Here is a 24094-nt window from a genome sequence, read left to right as displayed (position 1 = left end):
TAAAATTAGCAAGGATTGATGAATTGACGATAAAAATAGAAACAAATAAGCGCTTTATTTACGCATTTGTTATCTGCTTTCCATCTAATAATGAGTTAAATGAAAACACATTATATTCTTTCGAGTCAGTTCATTATTTATAACTCCTATCACCATAAAATCTGAGTTACTTAGTACTTCTTTGTTGCTGCTTTCTCTCTTTCTTTTCTTGCTTACGTTGCTCAATGAGTTTGGCTGCATCTCCACCTACGTGAGTTTCACCTCTTTCGTCCGCAAGTTGCACTTGTTTTTCTCGCTCACGAAAACGAGATTTTTGCTCATCACTGTGTTGATCAATACATTTAGGGCAGCTAACGCCTTTTTCAAACGCATCAGATTGTTTGTCTTCATCTGTGATTGGCAAACGGCACGCATTACACACGTCGTAATGGCTCTTCTCTAATTGGTGATTAACGGCAACTCGGCCATCAAATACATAACAATCGCCTTCCCATAAGCTGTTTTCTTCTGGTACTTCTTCAAGGTACTTTAAGATGCCGCCTTCAAGATGGTAGACCTCATCAAATCCTTGCTCTTTCATATACGCTGTCGATTTTTCACAACGAATACCACCAGTACAGAACATCGCTACTTTTTTATGTTTTTCAGGGTCTAAATTATCAGCAACGTATTGAGGAAAATCGCGGAACGTTTCTGTCTTTGGGTTAACAGCATGTTTGAATGTGCCGATATCTACTTCATAATCATTTCGAGTATCAACCAATAGCACGTCTGGATCAGAAATAAGTGCATTCCAATCAGCAGGTTTAACATACGTACCCACCACATGAAGGGGATCAATACCTTCTACGCCCATAGTAACGATTTCTTTTTTTAACTTTACTTTGGTACGGTTAAACGGCTGTACGTCATTAATTGATTCTTTGTAAACGACATCTGCTAATCGAGCATCTTTTTTAAACCAAGCAAGTAGCGTATTAATCGCTTCACGAGAGCCAGCAACCGTGCCATTAATACCTTCACTTGCTAGCAGCAATGTGCCGCGAATATTATTATCTTCTAATACCTGAGTTAATGGTTGACGAATATCGGTGTAATTTTCTAATGAAACAAATTTGTATAACGCACAAACGATATATTGAGACATGGGTAACTTTCCTTTTTTGCGAGGCTGGATCGTAAATCCAGAGCAATGAGTATTTGCCTTAGCGGCTTATAATAGTGCGGGGAGTATAACGGAGGTCTATCGACACAAATACCGACAGTTTTTGTGGTTTTTCTAACCAAATTGAATCAAATAATAAAATAATCACCTTTCAAATAGCAAGAGAGCTAAAATTTACAATGTAAACAGACATAAAAAAAGCGCTGAATGTAATACTCAACGCTTTGATTTATAGTTACTTAATAGGATAAATTACGAGTTAAATTCACTCACATCAATATCAAGTAATTTACCGATACCTTCGCCATAAGCAGGATCGGCTTTATAACAATGTCTTAAGTGACGAAGTTGAATTTCTTTTGGCACACCGTTTAAGTTACGCGCTGTGTTATCAAATAAGATAGCTTGTTTCTCAGCGGTCATTAGACGGAATAGATCGCCCGGTTGTGAGAAATAATCTTCATCTTCACGGTGATCCCAATGTGCTGCTGCGCCATCTAAGTTTAGTGGTGGCTCAGAAAAATCTGGCTGCTCTGCCCATTGACCTTCATTATTTGGTTCATAACCTAATGTGCTACCAAAGTTACCATCAACACGCATTGCGCCATCGCGGTGGTAACTATGTACAGGACAACGAGGTGCGTTCACTGGGATGTGTTGGTGGTTTACACCTAAACGGTAACGCTGAGCATCACCATACGCAAATAAACGACCTTGTAGCATTTTATCTGGAGAGAAGCTGATACCCGGAACCACGTTTGCAGGGTTAAATGCCGACTGCTCTACTTCTGCGAAGAAGTTTTGTGGATTACGGTTTAACTCAAATTCACCCACTTCAATTAATGGGTAATCTTTATGTGGCCATACTTTGGTTAAATCAAATGGGTTATAAGAAACCGTCGCCGCTTCTGCTTCTGGCATGATCTGAACTTTCAATGTCCATTTAGGGAAATCTTGGTTATCAATGCTTTCTAACAAATCACGTTGATGACTTTCACGATCATTACCAATCACTGCACCCGCTTCAGCATCTGATAAGTTTTTAATGCCTTGCTGAGATACAAAGTGGAATTTCACCCAGTAACGCTCGTTATCACTGTTGATAAAGCTAAACGTGTGGCTACCAAAACCATGCATATGACGGTAAGTAGCAGGAATACCACGATCACTCATCACGATCGTTACTTGGTGAAGCGCTTCAGGTAATGATGTCCAGAAATCCCAGTTATTTTTCGCGCTTCGCATATTTGTGCGAGGATCACGTTTAACCGCGTGGTTTAAATCAGGGAATTTAAGAGGATCACGCAGGAAGAATACGGGTGTGTTGTTACCCACTAAATCCCAGTTACCCTCTTCTGTGTAGAATTTTAGCGCAAAACCACGGATATCACGCTCTGCATCTGCTGCGCCACGCTCACCAGCTACGGTAGTAAAACGTGCAAATAGCTCAGTTTGTTTACCAATTTCAGAGAACAATTTGGCTTTTGTGTACTTTGTAATGTCATGAGTAACCGTAAATGTACCGTAAGCACCAGACCCTTTTGCGTGCATACGACGCTCTGGAATCACTTCACGATCAAAATGCGCCAGTTTTTCTAAAAACCACACATCTTGCAATAATTGAGGGCCACGTTTACCCGCAGTTTGAACATTTTGGTTATGTGCAACAGGACAACCTGCTGCTGTAGTTAATTTTTTACTCATTATTCATTCCTTAATATAGTAATAAAGCTCACGAAAAAACTGTTATAAAATAGGGTTATAAGCAAAAGTGACAGTTTTCTATATCTAATCCAAAAGTTCCCTCACGGCTGGATAAATGATCAACGCCTGCGGACACTCCCATTTCATATCCTGCAATCAGTGTAGGAGATTTCATAGAAAGACGCTTAACAGCAAAATCTTCAGGTGGTGCTATCACTCGAATCATCGTTCCTTCAGGGGGATTGCGAATAAATTCCAATGATTGATTGTAATTTTCAGCACGAACTAACATTGCTTGTGCTATTTGAGGATATCGCGCTAATAGTTTAGTCATTAACCAAGGTGAACGTGCAGGTTTCATCTCATAACTTAAAGGGTGAGATAAGATCACCGTAATATCTCTCGCCCCTCGACGATAAGCCTCTTTTACCGGAATAGAGTCAGCTACGCCACCATCGGTATAACAACCGCCAGAGAAACAAGGTGTTGATTTATAAGCGATAGGTAAAGCGGTTGTTGCTTCAAGAACATTATTTAAATTACTTTCTTTTACTTGATAATAATCGGCGTTACCACTATCAATATTAGTTACTGCCGCATACATAGGAATAGAAGAAAATAAACGTTCAGAATCTAAGGGATGTCTTCTGTTCGACTCCTCAATTAACCATTTAACATCAACAAGATCACCACCGCGAGCAAATCGTGCTGGATTAAAAAAGCGTTTGTGGGTTGCAAGTTTCGTAATGACATCAAAGCTACGTTGAGGAGCATAAGAAAGATACCCTATTAGATTCGATGCTCCGGCAGAGACTCCAATGGCGAAATCATAAGGCATAAATTCTTTCTTCATAAAAGTGTCCAAAACACCGCTAGCAAAAATGCCACGCATTGCTCCGCCTTCTACGACTAATACACTCTTCACTATACTCTCTCTTTAACCCCTAAAATACTGTGGGGATAGAATAAACACTTTAGAGAATAAGAGATAATCGCTTGTACTTATAGCTGTGATTTATAAAACCTATCAAAAATTAGATTTACATCATAAACTCGATTTATAACTTACCTTTCAGCAAAGAATAGATTGAACCTTTAAATGAAAAGGTTTAATAAACAGAAAGTTATAATATTTATTCCAAACGAAATAACTTTCTACTTATCCGTCTTCATTTGATGAAACATATTTCACTGCAAGATCTATTTTTTATTCTCCTTTTCTTTCCAGTTCTCTCAGCCTAAAAGCCACACATAAAATATTTTTATCATTAAATATTAATAAGTTATTCAATAATTCAACCTGATTTATGATTACATAAATTACAACTAAGCACTAAATAAAAACGTCATTATTACAATGCAGTAATAATCATTTACTGTTTTTAGTATTGTTTGAAGAGCAAGAAAGGCGAAAAATGCCTCCCATCGTTTGAGCAATCAAATCATCAAACTAATTAAGAGATTTCCATGGCTACAAGCTGCTTGAATAAACAAATAACAAAAATATTAAAATTAATTAAGAGAGATAAAATGACTATTACAAAACTACACCCAGCTATTGATAACGGCTTCGCAGCTACTAATGAAAACTTCCAAGGCGGAACATTACACTGTCAATGTAAAGAAAATAAAGTAGCCGTTAAGCTAACAGCTCAAACTGCACATAACCACGCATGTGGCTGTTCTAAATGCTGGAAACCAGAAGGCGCGATCTTCTCTCAAGTAGCGGTAATTTCACGTGATAACGTTGAAGTGATTGCAAACGCTGAAAAATTAGTGGTTATTGATGAAGCAGCAACAATCAAACGTCACGCTTGTAAAGAATGTGGTACTCACATGTACGGCCGTATTGATAACCAAGATCACCCATTCTTTGGTTTAGATTTCGTTCACACTGAATTGTCTGAAGATGCAGGTTTCTCTGCGCCACAATTCGCTGCATTTGTTTCATCTATTATCGAAACAGGCACTGATCCTAAAGACATGGATGCTATCCGTGCTCGCTTTGTTGAACTAGGCCTTCCAACTTACGATTGCCTATCTCCAGCGTTAATGGATGCAATTGCTACTCACATTGCAGCGCAAAATAAATAAGTTTATTCCTATTTATAACTGCTAAATAAAAAATCCGGATCACCCACTGAATGACCCGGATTTTTATTACTATTTTCTGTATTTATTAAGACTCAAATAATGGAAGGTATTCTCCATAGCCTTCTTTTTCTAAATCTGCTTTTGGAACAAAACGCATTGCAGCTGAGTTCATACAGTAACGTAGTCCTGTTGGTTTAGGTCCATCACTAAATACATGGCCTAAGTGTGAATCTGCAAATTTACTGCGGATCTCGGTGCGTTTACTGAATAATGCAAAATCATCTTCTTCGGTAATGTACGCTTTATTGATTGGTTTGGTAAAACTTGGCCAACCCGTTCCTGATTTATATTTGTCTGTTGATGAGAATAACGGCTCACCACTGACGATATCAACATAAATCCCTTCGGCTTTATTGTCCCAATACGCATTATCAAATGGACGTTCTGTCCCTTCTTTTTGTGTTACGTAATATTGTTGTTCAGTCAGCATCTTCTTAATTTCTGATTCTGATGGTTTGGCATATGGCTTAACATTTTGAGCCATTTTTTGCTCATCAATGTACTGACGTAATGTTTTTGGTTTATCTTCTCTGTCTTCACCAAATACCGAATCTAGATATTTATCACGGCCTGAACCATTACGATAATACTTATAACGAATTGGATTACGTTTGTAATAATCTTGATGGTAATCTTCTGCTGGCCAAAACTTTTTAAACTCAATTAATTCTGTAGCTAAAGGCTTTGGATAGACTTTCGCTGCATCAATCGCATTCATAAACTCTTGAGCAATTACTTGCTGACTTTCATTATGGAAAAAGATAGCAGGGCGATACTGTGGACCTCTATCAACAAATGAGCCTTGGTTATCTGTTGGGTCCATATGCCTAAATAGCTGATCAAGCACTTGCTCATAACTTACGATCTTTGGATCAAACGTCACTTGAATCACTTCAATGTGGCCTGACTTTCCTGATGACACTTGCTTATAGGTTGGATTTTCAAGATCTCCCCCTGAATAGCCTGAAACGACATCCACCACCCCATCTAATTTTTCTAAATCAGATTCAGTACACCAAAAGCATCCTCCTGCGAGAGTGGCAACCTCATAGTCCCCTTTCATTGGCTGAGTCATGTCTTCAGCGGTAGAAAAGAAACTTGTTATAACAGCAAAAAATGAAGCGAACAGTAGAGCAACTGTTGTGATTTTTAATCGTAATTTCATAGCAACCTCTTTTATGGTTTCTTATTAATATAGTTATCAGAGTGATATGAATCTAGAAAGTTGCAAAATGTTATCAATTATTAATTATGTGTTATAACTTTTAATTATTAAGATATAACGCATGGCTATGCTAGATAAGTCGGACGATTTATTGATTCAGTGCATCTTTTTCTGCACTTTCTTTAGTTAGAGTGATCTTATTATTCCCTATCAATGAAAGAAGAGAAGTCATGACTCAAGTAAATCAAGAACGTTTAGTAAATCACTTCCTAGATATTATTCAGATCGACAGCGAATCAAAAAATGAAAAAGCGATTGCAGAAGCATTAGCAGAGCAATTAGGGGAATTAGGCTTTACGGTATCAAAGCTACCAGTACCTGAGCATGTATCAAATGGCTTTAATATTTACGCAAAATTAGAAGGCTCATTAGAGGGCAGCATTGTATTTAGCTCTCACATGGACACAGTTACTCCGGGTAACGGTATTGAGCCAATTATTGAAGATGGTGTGATCCGCTCTAAAGGTAACACTATCCTTGGCGGTGATGATAAATCAGGTATTGCTGCTGTAATGGAAGCGGTACGTGTGATTAAAGAAAACAATCAAGCACACAAAACACTAGAGCTTGCATTTACGGTTTATGAAGAAGGCGGTTTACACGGTTCTAAAAACTTTGATATGAGTTACATTCAATCTAACCACGCTATCGTATTAGATTCAGGTGGCCCTATCGGGACTATTATTACTTCTGCTCCTGGTCAACAAAACCTAAAAGTAACCATCACAGGTCGTCCAGCACACGCAGGTTTAGCACCAGAAGAAGGCATCAATGCCCTAACGGTTGCTGCAGATGCCATTACTAACATGACACTGTCTCGCATTGACGAAGAAACAACAGCTAACATTGGTGTGGTTCGTGGTGGTCAAGCGACAAACATTGTTATGCCTGAACTGTACATTGAAGGTGAAGCTCGCTCTCTAGATGATGAAAAGCTCGCGAAACAAGTTGAGCACATGGAATCAACCTTTAAAGCAGCGGCAGATAAACACGGTGCTGAAATTGAAATCATTTCAACTCGAGCATACAACGCATACAAAATTGCAGATGAAAACCCACACGTAGCTAGCATTAAAGAAGCGTTTGAAAGCATTAACATCGACCCATTTACTAAACCAACAGGTGGTGGCTCTGATGCAAACGTATTTAATGAAAGGGGCTTAACAACGGTTAACCTTTCTACAGGTATGGCGAAAGTTCATACTACGGAAGAGTTCATTAAAGTATCAGATATGGTAGACATTACGCGCTTTGTTGCGGCATATTTGACTCGTTAATTACCGACTTTAATTAATACACAAATGAAAGAGCGACTCCAACTGAGAGTCGCTCTTTTTTATAAGATATTTCAGAATATTCCCCTCTTTAATGACTTGCCTCTTAGGCTTAAAACAAAATTAATACATTGGTATTTTTAATGGATTTTCTTCGTCATTATCAAGCTATTGAAAATTCTTTATTTATAAGATTACTATCTGGTGAAAGTCATAATAACCACACAGTCAATTTTCGTAAAAACAGCTAAATAAGTCCACCTTGTACCAATCCAAATGTAAGTGGCATCACCGTGCCAAAACATTAAATTATCGTTTCAATAAATGAGAGGTAATCATACTTTCATGATTTGATTTCTCATAGGCATAGTTCGGCATTTATGTACTTACTAAATAATCACGATGCTAGATTATTTTCTCATAGTTCATACATAGTAACTCAACAACCTTATACGCAACATTGTTTGCATATAAAACGGTATTTGTTGCACTTAATGCGATGTATTTTCATTAAATGTAACTCATAATGAAAATATTACTAAACGATAACTAAGATTGAAATATCTTACTAATCATTTGGATTTAATAAGGAAAACATGAAAATAACAACAAAAATAAAGCTAACTAACTGGCCTTTAATTATAGACCTTCTGGGTGATTCCTACTGTCGAAAAGTATGGAAAGATTTAGCTATCTGTATACCATCGATTACTGGAGGTTTTTTACAAAAACAGGTATATGATGCTGGAGAATTATTTTTAACTAATAAGACTAATAACATTGAAGACGTCGAATTAAATATTCATAATTCTGTGTCTAAATTTTTTCAAGATAAATTTAGTCTATCAATTTTCAGGTTAACAAATATAGAATTAATTAGTTATGAATACAAATATAATTTTGACGAAAACCTAACAATGCAGGATTTGAATATAAAAAAATCTAAGTTCTCACGCTCTAAATCTAAAGCCACTGGTGAATTAAAAAAGATTATAGATAATAGATTAATAACTCCATATTTACAAGGTATATATGATACCAAAAAACAAAATCTTGTAGGGTATGAAGCGTTATCTAGAGGACCAATAAACTCATCATTATTTGAGGCAAAAAAATTATTTTCAACTGCTTTATCACAAGATGCAACTTATGAACTAGAGTTAATATGCTTAGAGCGAATATTAAATCTAATTGAATATATAAATGATGACCAATTTATATCCATAAATATTTCACCATATATGCTATTAGATAATAATGTAAAATTTCTATTAGACTCTATTGATAATAAATTTAAAGTAAAATTAGAACTAACAGAGCATATTTTCATTCCTTGTTGGGAGGAAATAATCTCTGCTATGAATAAATACAGAATGGAAGGGTTTGAGTTTTGGCTTGATGATGTTGGATGCGGATACTTTAACTTCGAAACAATTAAAATAGTTAATCCTGAGTTAACAAAAATTGGAATGACTCTAATAGACAAAATTAGCCATAATTACGATATAATCAAAAAACTAAAACTAGTAACAGAAGACATTCATAATAATGGAGGAAAAGTACTAGCGGAAGGCATTGAAAATTTGGAACAATTAAAAATAATCAGAGAAATTAATATTGATTATGTTCAAGGGTTCATTTTTGATTCTCCTAATGAAGCATTTGAAAAGTTACGCAATAATTAAGAAACTATATTTTTATATCATATATTCCCGTTAAACCGACAAGTTTTTGGGCTCTATTCGCATGAATTAAAATTAGTAGAAACTGCTTAAAACACTGATAAAATCACCTTTAAATCACCCCATTTTTCATAGCCTGTTTTTACACTGATAGATAGTTCCTTAATCGATTATCACCACAAAAATAAATCCAAGGATAAGTTCAATATATAAAAAAGCCGCTTATAAAAACGGCTTTATACATAATAATTACCTTACTATAAACTCACCTGAACTAACTCTACCTTCATAACTTGCTGTAATAGTTGCAGAACCAGAACCTACTGCATACATTATTGGCCCATCCATTCTAATAACGTTTGGGTTAGAACTGGTCCATATAGAAGAGTAGCTTAAGTCAACAAATCCACCATTTAATAAACTGTACAAACCATTAACTGTTAAGCCTGATTTATCACCAACATTTAGAACATTACCTCCAGATATATTCATAGTATACGAAAATAATGTTTGAATATTAATAACACTTAGTGTTGTTTCCCCCCAAACATTAATATTATCAATTAATATCGCTTTTATTCGAGTTCCACCATCCACAATGCCTTTGGCTCGACCATTATTCGTTATCGTTGCAATATTAAATGCCGAGCTATTCCATATCACTCTATCATTTGACAAGATCTCTTTAGAGCCATCATCATAAATGAGTTCTGCCTCAAATTGCTGGGTACTCCCAACAAATATGACTGTATGTTTAGGCCTCACATTAACAACGTAATTAACAGGAAGAGGGATTGGTGTTACATCCAAATGAGCGTTATTACTTGTGATTCCTCCCTTAGTAGCCATCACAATAACAGAGCCAACATCAACACCAGTCACTTCACCAGTTAGACTGATTGTTGCTAATTCTGTTGATGACATGTGCCAATCAACACTACGGCTAATATTAATTGAGTTACCATCACTGTAAATCCCTGTGGCAGCATACTGTAATGTACTGCCTTTGATTACTGATGCACTCATAGGAGAAATTGTAATTGATTCCAAAACTGCTTCATTAACAATAAGATTGACTCGGTTACTCATGACTCCATCTTTTACTGCACTAATGATAGTTTCACCAACATTTATGCCAACAGCCATCCCTTGCTCGCTGATGGTCGCAACCCTTGTTTCGCTACTGCGCCACGACACCTCATTGGAGATATTTCGACTAGTATCGTCACTGTAAAAACCCACCGCCGTGTACTGCTGTCGATCCCCCTTAGCAAGGCTCACGACTACTGGGCTGATCTGAATGCGTTCAACTACTGCCGCGGTCACAGTTAAACTAGCCTCATTACCCACCACTCCATTAATTATCGCGCTGATAATAGTTTCACCAACATTTATGCCAACAGCCATCCCTTGCTCGCTGATGGTCGCAACCCTTGTTTCGCTACTGCGCCACGACACCTCATTGGAGATATTTCGACTAGTATCGTCACTGTAAAAACCCACCGCCGTGTACTGCTGTCGATCCCCCTTAGCAAGGCTCACGACTACTGGGCTGATCTGAATGCGTTCAACTACTGCCGCGGTCACAGTTAAACTAGCCTCATTACCCACCACTCCATTAATTATCGCGCTGATAATAGTTTCACCAACATTTATGCCAACAGCCATCCCTTGCTCGCTGATGGTCGCAACCCTTGTTTCGCTACTGCGCCACGACACCTCATTGGAGATATTTCGACTAGTATCGTCACTGTAAAAACCCACCGCCATGTACTGCTGTCGATCACCCTTAGCAAGACTGACTACCGCTGGCGTTATCTGAATGCTTTCTAGAGCAGCTGCCGTTACCGTTAAACTCAATTCATTACTTATAATTCCATTTTTTGTGGCTTTAATTGATGCGAGACCTACAGCACCTCCCTTCGCAATTCCAATTTCTGTTATCATTGCAATTTCTGGAAATGTACTACTCCAAGAAACCTTATCACTAATATTTTCACTCGAATCATCGCTATAAAAACCAATAGCAACAAACGCTTGATAACTACCTTTCACTATTTGTAAATCACTTACCCCTAAAGTTAAATTTTTAACTGGCAATATTTGAATATTAACTAATACTTTTTCATTTTCAATAATATTGTCATCAAAAGCCCCCTCAGAATTACATCCATATAAAAAGAGCAAAATAACAGATAAAACTAAACTTCGAAGAAAATAATAGTTTATTTCCGAATTAAAAATGTAATCACGCTTTATTTTATTCATATATACCTAGCCTACTTTTTCAATAAAGAGCAATAAGTATTAACAATAGGCCATAAAAAAGATCTATGTAAAAGTGCAAAATAACCACAATAAGTGCAAAGAAAATAATATTGATTAATTAAAAGCATTTTTATTATCAGAAATAAAAATAAAAAAAACCGAGTACATATTAAATATACTCGGTTTTTATAAAACAAATTTAATTTAGAATGTTTTTACTATATAAAATCTATTTAGCACGAACAAACACAAGCGTTTCTCCCCAGATTACCGAGTTATGATGAAAAGTAGCCGATATTCTTGCGGCATTTCCTTCGTTCGAACTAACTGCAGTTACCATTCCAGTCTGATCAACAGTGATGTCTTGCGGAGCACTGCTTGCCCAAGTTGCTTGATTAGTTATATCTACAACTCGGCCATCTCCATACTGAGCTTCAGCCTTAAGTTGCAATTGACTACCAGTCGTAACAAACTGATTTCTAGGCGAAACGCTTACAAAAGGACGAGCAACTGTCACATTAGCACGGCCACTGATACCATCTTTTGTCGCTGTAATTATCGTACTGCCATTACGCACACCCACAGCAAGTCCTTCTGTACTAATCGTCGCAACATTTGCATTCCCACTAGTCCATGAAACTTCATTAGTAATATCACGACTCGTATTATCACTATAAGATCCTGTTGCTACATACTGCAGCTCATCGCCATCACTAATGGTAATTGTCGAAGGAGTAATCTGAATACTTTCAAGAACTACCCCTATAACATTTAGCTCAGAATCATTACTAACGATACCATCTTTTGCAGCACTTATCGTTGTACTCCCTACCCCCACACCAATAGCTAACCCTGTTTGACTAACTGTTGCTACCCTCGTATCATCACTCATCCATGATACATCATTAGAGATAGCACGGGAGCTACCGTCACTATAAACCCCTGTCGCAATATATTGTTGATTATTACTTACAGTAATGTCCGCGTTTGACGGTGACAATTCAATACTTCTAAGAATTGCAGCTGTAACATTGATTACTGAATCATTACTAACAATACTATCTTTTGAGGCCTTTATTGTTGAATTCCCTATATCAACCCCCACAGCAAGACCACTACTACTAATGGTCGCAACCGCTGTTACTGTACTTTGCCATGAAACTTCTGAGCTAATATCACGATGACTATCGTCACTATAATAACCCGTCGTAACATATTGTTGGTTATTACCCTTCGCAAGACTAACATTTAAAGGAGTTAATTCGATTCTCTCAAGGATCGCAGCGGTTACTGTCAATGTAGCCTCGTTACTATTAATCCCATTTAAAGAACCAGTTATTGTAACATTACCTTCAATAACACCCTGCGCTAAACCAACATTTGTAATCGTTGCAATACTTCTATCTGATGAATTCCAATTAATTCGTCCTGTAACATCCAATGTCGAGTTATCAGAATATGTAGCAACTGCCGTATATTGCTGTTGATTACCCTTAGGGATACTTTGCATTGCTGGCGTTATCTGCAAAGAACGCACAACAGCTGAAGTTATTGTTAATGTTGCTGAATTGCTACTTACACCGTTCAATGTTGCTTGTATCGTTACCACTCCCTCAGTAACACCGGTCCCTAAGCCTTCAGAACTAATTGTTGCAACTCCAGTATTAGAACTAGACCAACTGACACTATCACTAACATCTTTTGTTGTGTTGTTATTATAAGTGGCCACCGCAACATATTGTTGGGTATCACCTTTAGCAATACTCTTCGTAGGAGGTGTGACCTGAATAGAAACAACACTTGCACTTATAACTGTTAATGTCGCTTCATTACTTGAAACTTCATCCTGTCTTGCAAAAATCTGAACCTCTCCAAGACTAACACCTGTTGCTAAACCTTGAGTATTAATAGTTGCTAAACCCGTATCAGAACTAGACCAACTAACCAAGTTAGTGACATCGGCGGTATGGCCATCCGTATAGGTTGCAGTAGCTAAATACCGTTGAGTATTACCTTCTGCAATACTTACTGTTGCTGGAGTTATCTGGATAGAAACAAGTTCAGCCACAGTTACTGATAAGGTAGCTTGATTACTAACATTCGAATTTAATTCAGCTAAAATTTTAACTTGGCCTTCATGATCGCCACTCGCTAAACCGCCAGATACTCCAGAAGAAATAGTAACTAAAGCCGGGTTGGAACTACTCCAAGTAACAGAATCTGTAATATCTACATTCTGATCATCACTATAGTAACCCACAGCGGTATACTGTTGTGCATTACCCTTTGCAATACTGACTTCAGGAGGCGTAATTTGTATAGACTCTAACTCTGCAGCAGTCACAGTTAAAGTTACATTATTACTAGTAACAGAATTAAATGTAGCATGAACATTAACTTCGCCCTCGCTAACACCAGTCGCTAAACCAACTGATGTAATCGAGGCAAGCAAAGTATCAGAACTAAACCAGCTGACTGAACTACTAATATCAACAGTTGTATTATCCGTATAAGTAGCAGTCGCGATATATTGTTGTGTATTACCTTTTGCGACACTTGCACTCGGTGGTGTTATTTGAATTGATATAACATCCGCCGCCGCAACATTTAACACTGCGGTATTACTTATGATTTTCCCCAAAGTAGCTTTAATATCTATATTACTACCTATAGCAACCCCAGAAGCTAGGCCGTGAATAGAAATAGTAGCTACATTTTTATCAGAACTAGACCAACTTACTAGCGTGCTGATATCTTGCACCTTACCATCAGTATATGTACCTAATGCCTCATATTGCTGAGTATTACCTTTTGCTATGCTTTTTCTTGCGGGCGTAATTTGAATTGATTGCAGTTCAGCAGAAGTCACCGTTAATTCTGAATCGTTACTTACTACAGAATCCAAAGATGCAGTCACCGTAACTTGGCCAACTTTAACACCAGAGCCTAACCCACCAACACTCACTGTCGCAATTGCTGAATCCGAGCTTAGCCAACTAACATTGTCATTAACAACAGCAAAACTACCATCAGTATAAGTCGCTGTTGCTGTATATTGATGAGATGTACCTTTTGCAATACTATAAACAGCAGGGGAAACCTGAAGACTAACAACTTCAGCAGCAGTGACAGATAAAGCTGCATTTTCACTATTAATACCACCAAAAATAGCGTTAATAGTAGAACTTCCAATCGCTATTCCATTAGCAACTCCATTAGTTATTGTTGCAGTACGAGTATCAGAGCTATTCCAAGTAGCCCGAGCTGTCACATCTGTTTTTTTTCCATCAGAATAAGTAGCCAAAGCTTCATATTTTTGAGAATTACCCTTAGCAATACTGACATTTAAAGGAGTAATATTAAGAACTGTGACAACTGCATCCGTAATTTCTAAAGAGGCATTATTACTTTTAATCCCGCCAATAGAGGCTTGAATATTAACGTCTCCAATTTCGTCGCCAGAAGCCAAACCACGCTCAGAGATAGAAACACCATCACCAGTAACAACCCAACTAACATCATTAGTAATATCTTGAGTTGTATTATCACTTAACGTACCTACTGCTGTGTATTGTTGTTTATTTCCCTTAGCTATCACTTTAACTGCAGGCTCAATCTGAATAGAAGTTATTGCTGCATTAGTTACTATCAAATCCGCTACGTTACTTTTTATGTCTCCTAACATGGCAAAAATTGCCATGTTTCCTGTACCAACGGCAGTTGCTTTACCTGTTGGTGTCATAGTCACTTTTGTTGGGCTTGAAACGAACCACTCAATACGATCATGATTATTAATAATCATTGTTGTTCCATCAGTGTAAGTCGCCACAGCTTCATATTGCTGAAAACTACCTAAAGGAATATTCTTCATTGCTGGCGTAATCTGAATAGAAACGGCTTCTGCTGGATTGACTAAAATAACAAGCTCATTACTTACGATATTCCCAAGAGTAGCAACAATTTCACTTTGACCTTCTGCTACCCCTCTAGTAATACCAACATTAGAGACACTAACGATTAACTGTTCTGAACTTACCCAATCAACCTTATCAGTAATATTTTCATTTGAGCCGTCGCTATAAGCTCCAGTTGCGATTAACGGTAATTTATTTCCTTTTGCAACCTGCAAGTCACTTCTACCAAAACTTAATTTTTCAGCAGGTGCTATTTGAATACTAACTAATACTTTATCGACACCATCATTTGTTGGAGGAACACTAAACGCATCTTCAGCATTACATCCAAATAGGCTTATGGTTGTTAGAAATAGAGTAAGTAACTTAACACCCATTATGGTTATAGATTTAATCATTTTGAGGCCACTACTTCATAAGAGAAACTAGGAATATTCATATCAACACGAAGGTTCTGACTTCTTCCTACTGCTGTCATATTGCTCGCAACAGGATTTGTTTCACCATCTGCACGAACCGTTATTCTAGATATTGAAATACCTCTATCAGTGAAAAAACGCGCCACACTATTTGCACGTTTTTGCGATAATCTTTGATTAGCAGCATAAGAACCAATGGAGTCTGTATTACCGGTTAAAATCAGATTACTTTGTGGATATTTATTAAGAATATCCAACACTTTTTTCAGTTCAAGACTTCCCGTATCAACCTTACTGCTAGCAAATGAAAAATACGTTACATACGATTCTTCATTTGTAGTAATTGTCTTTTTAACCGGAATGACAACAGGTACTGGAGGTAAAATTTTAGGCTCCTTTTTAACTATGATTTTTTTCTCAGCAATCACTTTCTTTTCATTAAAAAATTTATAATTTAAATTAATAACAAAGGAATTATTATCATATCTACCAGTATATTTATCACCAATTTCATTTATATATTTAAAGCCACCTTCAATATCAATATTAGGCGTCACCGCATAACTAATACCAACCTCACCTAGTGGAGAAACACCTTGTGTTGAACGTGTTTCAGCTCCTTGAATATGCTTATCAACATCCCAATAAGCCACACCTATTCTCGCGTAGGCTTTATAGTTTTGCTGTAATACCCAATCATAGCGAAGTGCAGTTTCAAACCACATAGGATTAATTTCTATATTATTTTCACGAGCTTTAAGGCCTCCTGAATATTGGTAACCAATATCCCAACGCCAAGCATCATTAAACTGAACTCCAGAGCTAACGCCAAAAGACGGTGCACTAGGATCTGAATAACTATAATTATCATCATCAGCAAACTGATAACTCAGATTTCCACCGATAAAATAACTTGGATAAACAATTTCTGCTTTAGCAGAAAAAACTAAAAAAACAGATAAAGCCGACACTACTTTAATGGAAAGAGAAGTACACATTAGATAATCACCTATGTTTCTAATAAATTCCCACCGATATTAAATAAGTAAAAGGCAAATAAAAACAATAAAACATGCAAAAACATCATGTAATTACGCACAAAAACACTAACCAAACCACATACAATAAAACAATAAAATAAACAATAAATTTTTTTTAAATATATAAAATTTCATGCAATTTTATGAAAGGTTTATTAAAACAATAAAAAGTAATATCTTTCCACCCTCTTATTTTTATAAAGTTAGCTAGCTTACAATAAATCATAAATTTCGATTAGAGGCTTATTATGAAAATAAAAGAAATAAAGGACCAGATTAAACTAAAAAATCAAGCAAAAGAAAGGATAATGAAAATAAAGATGACACTTATTAGTGAGATAGCAAAAGAGAATGATAGTAAAAAAAATAAACGGATAAAAGAACTACTAGTAGAATACAACAATGCGATTTTTATTTATGAATCAATACAAGTGAAAGAAAAAAATGAATAAGATATTATTTTTCTATTTTATAACTTTATTACCATTTTATTCGATTGGATCAACTAATGATATTAGCGTAAAAATGAAAGATCTAAAAACTGGTGAGTTAATAGGAGATATAACAATAAAAAGTAGTTTATACGGTGTAGTATTTACACCAAATCTAATAAATTTAGAACCAGGGTTACATGGTTTTCATATTCACGAAAAAGGAGATTGTGGTACAGCTCTTATGAATGGAATATATATATTAGGAGGAAAAGCTGGTGGTCATTATGACCCAGAAAAGGCAAAAAAACACGGTTTTCCATGGACGACAGATAATCATAAGGGGGACCTACCACCATTATATGTAGATAATAATGGCGATGCGACAAACCCCGTCCTTGCTCCTCGTATAAAGATTAAAGAGTTAAAAGGAAAGTCCATAATGGTGCATAAAGGCTCGGATAATCATTCAGATCACCCTGCACCTCTTGGAGGGGGATATGATCGTATTTCATGTGGTGTAATAATAAACTAAGTAATAAGGGTTTGTATACAAACCCTTATTTTAATAAGTTTTTATTTATTCTTTTATCTCTTCAACAATTAAAAGTAAAATATACTCAACCTCATTTAAGAATATTATAGTTCTTAATGTGATGTATTTTTTATAAAAAAAGAGTTCTCTTTTTATGCATGTTTGCCTATTTACTAAAAATACTGATTCTAGATGTTTACAGTATAATGCATTTGCTTTTATTAACGGATCATTTGTCATTCCTATAATATTATCAATTACGCTATATTCTTCATTACTTACTCCACAATAAAATTGAGACTTATATGAAGAATTCGCATAAACCATAATTCCACTAGTCGTAGTTAATACTGATGGTTGAGGATAGGAATTCATGAACGCAAAGATTTCATTTTTATTCATCATTGGCTTCTATAGGTTAACATTCATTATAAAACGTAGGTATTTTATACTATATAAAAAAATTTTTACTAGTTACAAAGGAGCATAAAAACACAAAACCTGCACATTAAAATATTTTTTTGCACATTTATTAAATAAGTTAAATTTATTAAAAATACTGACCAATCAAAATATACATTTAGTTACAGAATAACAGCTAAAATTTAAAGGTTAAATTTTGAAAACTTACAATAATAGTCTTGAAAGAAAAATAATAACATGCTTTGAAAAAGCCATAGATAAAAGAGGATTTCTATCTCTACGCTCTATTATTGAATCCCAATATAACATTGGACATCGTCACTTTATTATTGAACCCATACGAAAAAGTAGCATAAATTATCGATAAAAATAATGCACTTTCCATAAATACTTTGCGCATTTACGCCTTTTAAATGCGCAATTTTACATATAAATTCCTCATAATTTCAATTTAAATCACATCAACAAAAAATCATGAGTACCCTGTTATGACATTAAAAAAATTAAGCTTTATAACAACCCTGTTAGTTATTTTAATAAACATTATAATGATAGTATTTATAAACTCAAATTTTGAATTTATAAAAAATCAAACAAGAGTATTAAATGGTATCTCTGACGTAGAAATTGAGATTAGAGATTCAATTATCGAAAATCTAACGTTTCAAATAAGCAAAAGTCATAATAAAATAGAAGACTTCAAACTAAGCATGGCTAAAAATAAAGACACTATTAGTGAAGTAAAATCCTACATGATCTCAAATGAAAATAAAAACCGCCTAGATATTATATCAAAAGACATCGCAGCATACGAAAGTAGTATTCTAAATATTTTCAATTCAACATCAGACGCAATGAAAAAATCTCATTTAGAAAATGCTCAGCAAACAGAAAGTAAAGTGATGAAAGATCTATCTTACTTAAATAATAAAATAACAACTTTTACCTTCAATGTCATCGCTGATATAAGTTTAAAGAGCTTATTTTTGTTATTATCATCTATAATTTTCACAATTATACTCATAATATACCTAGTTAAAAATGTGATGATGAACGTAGGAGGTGAACCAAGTTCAATCTCTTTAATATTATCTAACATCGCAAATGGAGATCTATCTCAGGAATTAATAAAATCGAAAAAAGATACAGGTATATACGCATCAATGCTGATATTAAATGAAAAGCTATCTGCCATAGTAAAAAATAGTCTTGCTGTCGCTGATAATGTGTCTTCGGCATCAGAAGAACTAAGCTATGTAATGACCGACACCACGAAAAACTCTCAAAACGAATTAGCTCAAATTGAAGGAATATCCGCAGCAATAAGTGAATTATCTAGTACTTCAAAAGAAGTCACAGCAAATGCTTTTGATGCTGAAAATGAAACTCAAAAAGCAATTAATGATATTGAAATAGGTAATTCAACTCTAGATAAATCAATACACCTAACTAAAAACATCAATGATTCGGTTCAACAAACCGCAGATATGATTGCGGAATTAAGAATTGATGCAATTGATATAGGCGAAGTGACAAATGTGATTAGTACAATTTCAGAACAAACTAACCTTCTCGCATTAAATGCAGCGATTGAAGCTGCTCGCGCAGGTGAGCAAGGAAGGGGTTTTGCTGTTGTTGCTGATGAAGTCCGTAGCCTTGCTGAAAAAACGCAAAAATCAACAATAAACATCCAAGAAATTATTGTGAAACTACAAGCTCAATCAGAAATAGCAAATCGAAATATGATTGAAAACGTATTATTGATTCAAGAATCGGTATCATTATCTGAAGAAGTAAAATTTTCTTTTGATAAAATTGTTAATTCAGCAAAATCCATTTCAGATGTAAATACATTAGTTGCTACTGCTTCTCAAGAGCAATTTAACGTAACAGAAGAAATAGCAATCAATGTTACGAACACATTTGATTTAGTAAATGAAAATGTAGCAGCAATAAATCAAGCACAGCAAGCATCAAAGGATCTCTCATCTTTGGCTATATCTCAGAGAGAAGAGTTATCCTACTTTAAAATTTAGTATTTTAGAACACATAAAAAAGCCTAGAAACTAGGCTTTTTTATTTATGCTTTCATTATTTTTTTCTTATATTGATAAAGAGTTTCCCCTTTTGCTATTTTAAATGCATTACTAGCTGATGAGTGGGAATTGAAACCACACTTAGACAATATATATTTAATACTAACATCAGGATTATCATTAATGCTAGATATCAATAAATCAACTTTTACCTCATTTAACGTTTTTTTATACGTCGTTTTATTCTTTGAAAAGATATATTGTAATTTTCTTTTTGACATATATAGATTTTGAGCTAAATAATCAAGAGATAGTTTGTTGTTTGAAATGTTCAACTTAATAAATTCAATAATTTTATCTATTACCTTTTCTTTTTCTGATTCAATTAATGATATTAGTACCAAGCAGATTATCGCATTAACTTCAACAGACCTTTTATAATCATCTTCAGAAAAATTATTTCTCAATTTATTAATTATACTTTCATAAACAACATTTATTTTCTTACTCTCACTCCAATCAGATACTTCTTTTGACAATGGAAATAGTATAATAATTCCTTGTTTTCCATTAGTCTCAATATATATTGGTAAATTAATAACAGGTAAAAAAAAAGCATTTACGTCATCTCCATCACTTGATTGATATGATACAAATGCTCCATATTTTTGGTCTTTAAAAGATAACGAAAACCTATTTTCATTTTTATCTATAATAAAGAAATACTTATCCTCAATTGGCTCTAATATTATTCTATTTTTTCTATAAGTCAAAACCTCAAAAGAGGACTCATGTGTTTTTTCTTTCATACTAAAACTCACACAATACAAAATAATGTAGGTAATATGCGAATATCCACTAAATTAGCTATTATTAATTGCTAGTGCTAATGAATGATAGCTATAAAATGACTTCATACTGCTATTCACTTATTTTTAAATGCTTCATAACTAAATTAACATTAATCAGCGCTCTTTTTCACAAAGGAGTGACCTGTATCATAAATCAGATGCAAATGATTTACGTGCAAAAAACATAACGAAATGTGCAGACTTTCGCATTGTTACAATTTTCACCTAACCAGTTACACTTTGTTAATAATGAAATGTATTTTTTCATAATTATAAATATGTACCTAAGAGTATACTTATATATACAAACATTAATATATAAAAAAATAATTACTTAGACCTATTAACAATAGAAAATTCATATATATTGTGAGTATTTTATATGTGGAAAAATGTAATCGTTTGCTTTGAGTTTAATATTAACAATTGAAGTATTTTGTTATTTTAAATAATCAACATTAAATATATAAATAACGATATGTATTAATAATATTACTTACTAAACCGACATTAATAAAATCATAATTCCCATATTTGATGATAATGACTCTGTACAATTAACCTTATATAATTAAAAATAGCAGTATAACGACGCAATCTTTATTTTACATAAAATATACCCCCAATTACTGTAATCGAAATGAAAGGTCTCGTTCCCCAAAATACCCATGGCATGGTGGCCTTAACAAATATTATCCTAGCTAAAACTCTACTGGTGGCGGCTCTGATGCAAACGTATTTAATGAAAGGGGCTTAACAACGGTTAACCTTTCTACAGGTATGGCGAGTTCATACTACGGAAGAGTTCATTAAAGTATCAGATATGGTAGACATTACGCGCTTTGTCGCGGCATATTTGACTCGTTAAGTTTCCTCATTGTTATAGAATATAAACAAAAGAGCCACTTTAATTAGAGTGGCTCTTTTTTATAAATGATCTACGTGATTTTATTTTCCGATCATGATTTGTTGAAACAACAAACTGGTTTCACAAATATCATGATCATGCGAATGCCCTTCGTGCTGGTTCAAATAATTCATTACTGCTTGGCTTTTCGCCGTTAGTTGCATTCCAATTTTGCCACTATCAATCATTTTTGGCACGCCTCGATATACTGTGGCGGTAATATTAATATCATCAATTGTTTCCGGTTTTACGCTGTAAGGGCTCTCATCCAATACAGCAAAATCAGCAAATTTGCCTATTTCAATCGATCCTACCGTCTCTTCTAGTCTGGCAGTATAAGCAGCGTTAATAGTGATTGCTTTCATCGCTTCATCAACCGTAATGCGCTCTTGCGGGCCTTGAACCGTTTCACCTGATAAACCAATACGATTCACGGCAGCCCAGACTAAACTTAACGGTTGAGCTGGTGCCATAGGTGCATCTGAATGCAAAGATAACATGCCACCCGCATCAATAAATGAGCGTCCTCTTGACATCACTTCCGCTCGCTCTTTACCTACCCCTTGTTCACCATATAATTCAGCTAAGATATGCGTGTAATATGGATTAACACTGAAGTTAGCTCCCGCTTCGACCGCCCTTGGTATATCATCTTTATCTGTAATACCTAAATGATGAAACCCCGTTCTATGATCGCTACGCGGCACCTCCGAATTTAATGTTTCAACAATATCAACAGCGGTTTCAAATCCAACATCACCATTCGCGTGTATGACAACCGTATAATCATCTTTCCAATAGGGGCGCATGCTGTCTTCAAGCTCTTGTGGGGTTTGTAACCACTCACCTTCATGTCCATCAATATAACCCTCTTTTAAATGCATCAATTGGCTATACATCGCACCATCTGTAAATAACTTAACGTATTTTGGTAACCAACGGATTTGTTCATTCTCACTGTAAGTTTGAGTTTGAGTCTCTGCAATTACTTTGCCTTTTTCTGCGTCATATCCTCCCATGGCATAAGTAAAGTTACCCGCAGGGATCAACCAATAATCCAAAGCAAGTGTATCTTCCATTAGAATATCAATCATTTGATCATACATTTCAGGAGTCACTACCACACCGGGATCAATAGCTGTTGTGATCCCCCCCGCCTGAACATAATCCCGAGTACGCTCCATACCTGTGGCAAATAAACCACTTTCTACCATAAACTCTAAAACGTCATTCAAGATTACTTTGGCACCATTTTCATAGGCATGCCCTTTATCCCAATCTAATTGCGCGTAACCTTGCCCTTCTCCCGTCCATGAGGCTTCACTCCAGCCAAACATTTCCATTGCTGCATCATTAAAATACAACTCGTGAAAACTACGGTGCCAAACAATAATTGGGCGAGTATTAGAGATCGCATTCAATTTCTCTTTACTCATTTCACTGCCATGAAAGTAATTATGATAACCCCATGTCAATAAAGGGGTTTCTTTATCTTTCATTTCAGATTCGATTTCTGTTAAGCGAGCGAAATAAGCATCATGGCCTTGTATTCCTTCTACATTTCCCCATGGAAAATTCCAATCTGCAGGCGTAATAAATTCAGAACCCAATAAAATAGCACTGAGCCATAAATGAATGTGTGGTTCAACAAAACCAGGAGTGATTACCTTATCTTCAAATTGATCATCAATCGTAAAGCTTGGGTGCGATTGATACTTTGCAATCAATGTTTCTTTTTTCCCTAAATCAACAATTTTCCCTTCTTGTACCACCACAGAATTTGCACCTATTGGCGTCTTGTCTGACATGGTAAGTAATTCATTTGAAGAATAGAGAATTATCGGATTTTGGCTAACAACAGAAGCGTCATAAGTCGGTGTTTTCGTTTGTGTGCAGCCGATCAGAGCAGAGAGCGCAATGGCAATAGAAGAAACTTTAAAGAATCGATTCATAATTTTGGCCTTTCATAATAAATTTCAATTTCAACTTGTGAGCCACTGCATACTTCAGCGTCGCGCTCTGTAATAAAGCCATATTACTTATGAATCGGCGTTCTAAATAATGCA

The 24094-nt window shown here is 35.4% G+C and carries 15 protein-coding genes and 2 pseudogenes; 7 read left to right on the top strand and 10 right to left on the bottom strand.

Translation table 11 applies throughout. From position 1 onward, the window contains the following. Positions 1–166 precede the first annotated feature (166 nt). The 3 genes from trhO to AC2INI_RS15525 all read right to left on the bottom strand — a co-directional run bounded on the left by trhO (position 167) and on the right by AC2INI_RS15525 (position 3797). Positions 167–1147 (bottom strand): oxygen-dependent tRNA uridine(34) hydroxylase TrhO, encoded by a 981-nt coding sequence (trhO, locus tag AC2INI_RS15535; protein ID WP_486306335.1) that lies wholly within the window; start codon positions 1145–1147, stop codon positions 167–169. A 270-nt stretch (positions 1148–1417) separates the two neighbouring features. Beyond that, positions 1418–2869 carry a catalase KatE2 gene (katE2, locus tag AC2INI_RS15530; protein WP_122032344.1) on the bottom strand — a complete coding sequence of 484 codons (1452 nt, stop codon included), beginning with the start codon at positions 2867–2869 and terminating at the stop codon, positions 1418–1420. 55 nt (positions 2870–2924) lie between these two features. Further along, positions 2925–3797 carry a patatin-like phospholipase family protein gene (locus tag AC2INI_RS15525; RefSeq protein WP_486306451.1) on the bottom strand — a complete coding sequence of 291 codons (873 nt, stop codon included), beginning with the start codon at positions 3795–3797 and terminating at the stop codon, positions 2925–2927. Positions 3798–4399: 602 nt separating this feature from the next. On the opposite strand from AC2INI_RS15525, the gene gfa reads away from it, so the two are divergent. Then, positions 4400–4963, top strand: coding sequence for an S-(hydroxymethyl)glutathione synthase (gene gfa / locus AC2INI_RS15520; RefSeq protein WP_486306334.1), 564 nt, complete (start codon positions 4400–4402; stop codon positions 4961–4963). A gap of 85 nt (positions 4964–5048) precedes the next feature. Here the strand turns inward: gfa and msrB are convergent, their stop codons facing one another. Then, positions 5049–6188: a peptide-methionine (R)-S-oxide reductase MsrB gene (gene msrB, locus AC2INI_RS15515; protein ID WP_486306333.1), complete on the bottom strand. Its 1140-nt coding sequence runs from the start codon at positions 6186–6188 to the stop codon at positions 5049–5051. Positions 6189–6418: 230 nt separating this feature from the next. On the opposite strand from msrB, the gene AC2INI_RS15510 reads away from it, so the two are divergent. Both AC2INI_RS15510 and AC2INI_RS15505 read left to right on the top strand, forming a co-directional pair. Continuing rightward, on the top strand, positions 6419–7525 hold the full coding sequence (locus AC2INI_RS15510; protein ID WP_486306332.1) for a M20/M25/M40 family metallo-hydrolase: 1107 nt from the start codon (positions 6419–6421) through the stop codon (positions 7523–7525). A 593-nt stretch (positions 7526–8118) separates the two neighbouring features. Then, on the top strand, positions 8119–9207 hold the full coding sequence (locus AC2INI_RS15505) for an EAL domain-containing protein (protein WP_486306331.1): 1089 nt from the start codon (positions 8119–8121) through the stop codon (positions 9205–9207). A gap of 246 nt (positions 9208–9453) precedes the next feature. On the opposite strand, the gene AC2INI_RS15500 is transcribed toward AC2INI_RS15505, so the two are convergent. The 3 genes from AC2INI_RS15500 to AC2INI_RS15490 all read right to left on the bottom strand — a co-directional run bounded on the left by AC2INI_RS15500 (position 9454) and on the right by AC2INI_RS15490 (position 16803). After that, positions 9454–11472 (bottom strand): Ig-like domain-containing protein, encoded by a 2019-nt coding sequence (locus tag AC2INI_RS15500; RefSeq protein ID WP_486306330.1) that lies wholly within the window; start codon positions 11470–11472, stop codon positions 9454–9456. Between the two features lie 229 nt (positions 11473–11701). Continuing rightward, positions 11702–15784, bottom strand: a complete 4083-nt coding sequence (locus tag AC2INI_RS15495; protein WP_486306329.1) for a beta strand repeat-containing protein — start codon at positions 15782–15784, stop codon at positions 11702–11704. Then, positions 15781–16803: an OmpA family protein gene (locus AC2INI_RS15490; protein WP_122032337.1), complete on the bottom strand. Its 1023-nt coding sequence runs from the start codon at positions 16801–16803 to the stop codon at positions 15781–15783. The genes AC2INI_RS15495 and AC2INI_RS15490 overlap by 4 nt, the downstream gene beginning before the upstream one ends. 290 nt (positions 16804–17093) lie before the next feature. On the opposite strand from AC2INI_RS15490, the gene AC2INI_RS15485 reads away from it, so the two are divergent. Further along, positions 17094–17297, top strand: a complete 204-nt coding sequence (locus tag AC2INI_RS15485; protein ID WP_122032336.1) for a hypothetical protein — start codon at positions 17094–17096, stop codon at positions 17295–17297. Then, complete coding sequence (locus tag AC2INI_RS15480; protein ID WP_122032335.1) at positions 17290–17811, top strand: superoxide dismutase family protein; 522 nt, start codon at positions 17290–17292, stop codon at positions 17809–17811. The genes AC2INI_RS15485 and AC2INI_RS15480 overlap by 8 nt, the downstream gene beginning before the upstream one ends. Before the next feature lie 45 nt (positions 17812–17856). Here AC2INI_RS15480 and AC2INI_RS15475 read toward each other — a convergent pair whose 3' ends face one another. Further along, positions 17857–18216 (bottom strand): hypothetical protein, encoded by a 360-nt coding sequence (locus AC2INI_RS15475; protein ID WP_162922424.1) that lies wholly within the window; start codon positions 18214–18216, stop codon positions 17857–17859. Between the two features lie 1436 nt (positions 18217–19652). Here AC2INI_RS15475 and AC2INI_RS15470 point away from each other — a divergent pair. Beyond that, a pseudogene (locus tag AC2INI_RS15470) lies at positions 19653–20270 on the top strand (methyl-accepting chemotaxis protein); the annotation flags it as partial. A gap of 44 nt (positions 20271–20314) precedes the next feature. Here AC2INI_RS15470 and AC2INI_RS15465 read toward each other — a convergent pair. Then, positions 20315–21079, bottom strand: a complete 765-nt coding sequence (locus AC2INI_RS15465) for a helix-turn-helix domain-containing protein (RefSeq protein ID WP_122032332.1) — start codon at positions 21077–21079, stop codon at positions 20315–20317. Positions 21080–21832: 753 nt separating this feature from the next. Between AC2INI_RS15465 and AC2INI_RS15460 the strand changes: the two are divergent. Then, a pseudogene (locus tag AC2INI_RS15460) lies at positions 21833–21989 on the top strand (peptidase M20); the annotation flags it as partial. 80 nt (positions 21990–22069) lie between these two features. Here the strand turns inward: AC2INI_RS15460 and AC2INI_RS15455 are convergent. Beyond that, positions 22070–23980, bottom strand: a complete 1911-nt coding sequence (locus tag AC2INI_RS15455) for an amidohydrolase (RefSeq protein WP_122032331.1) — start codon at positions 23978–23980, stop codon at positions 22070–22072. Positions 23981–24094: the final 114 nt, after the last annotated feature.

The organism is Aliivibrio friggae, assembly GCF_057368515.1.
Note: the sequence above shows the minus strand (reverse complement) of the source record. Positions and strands in the feature narration are given on the sequence as shown.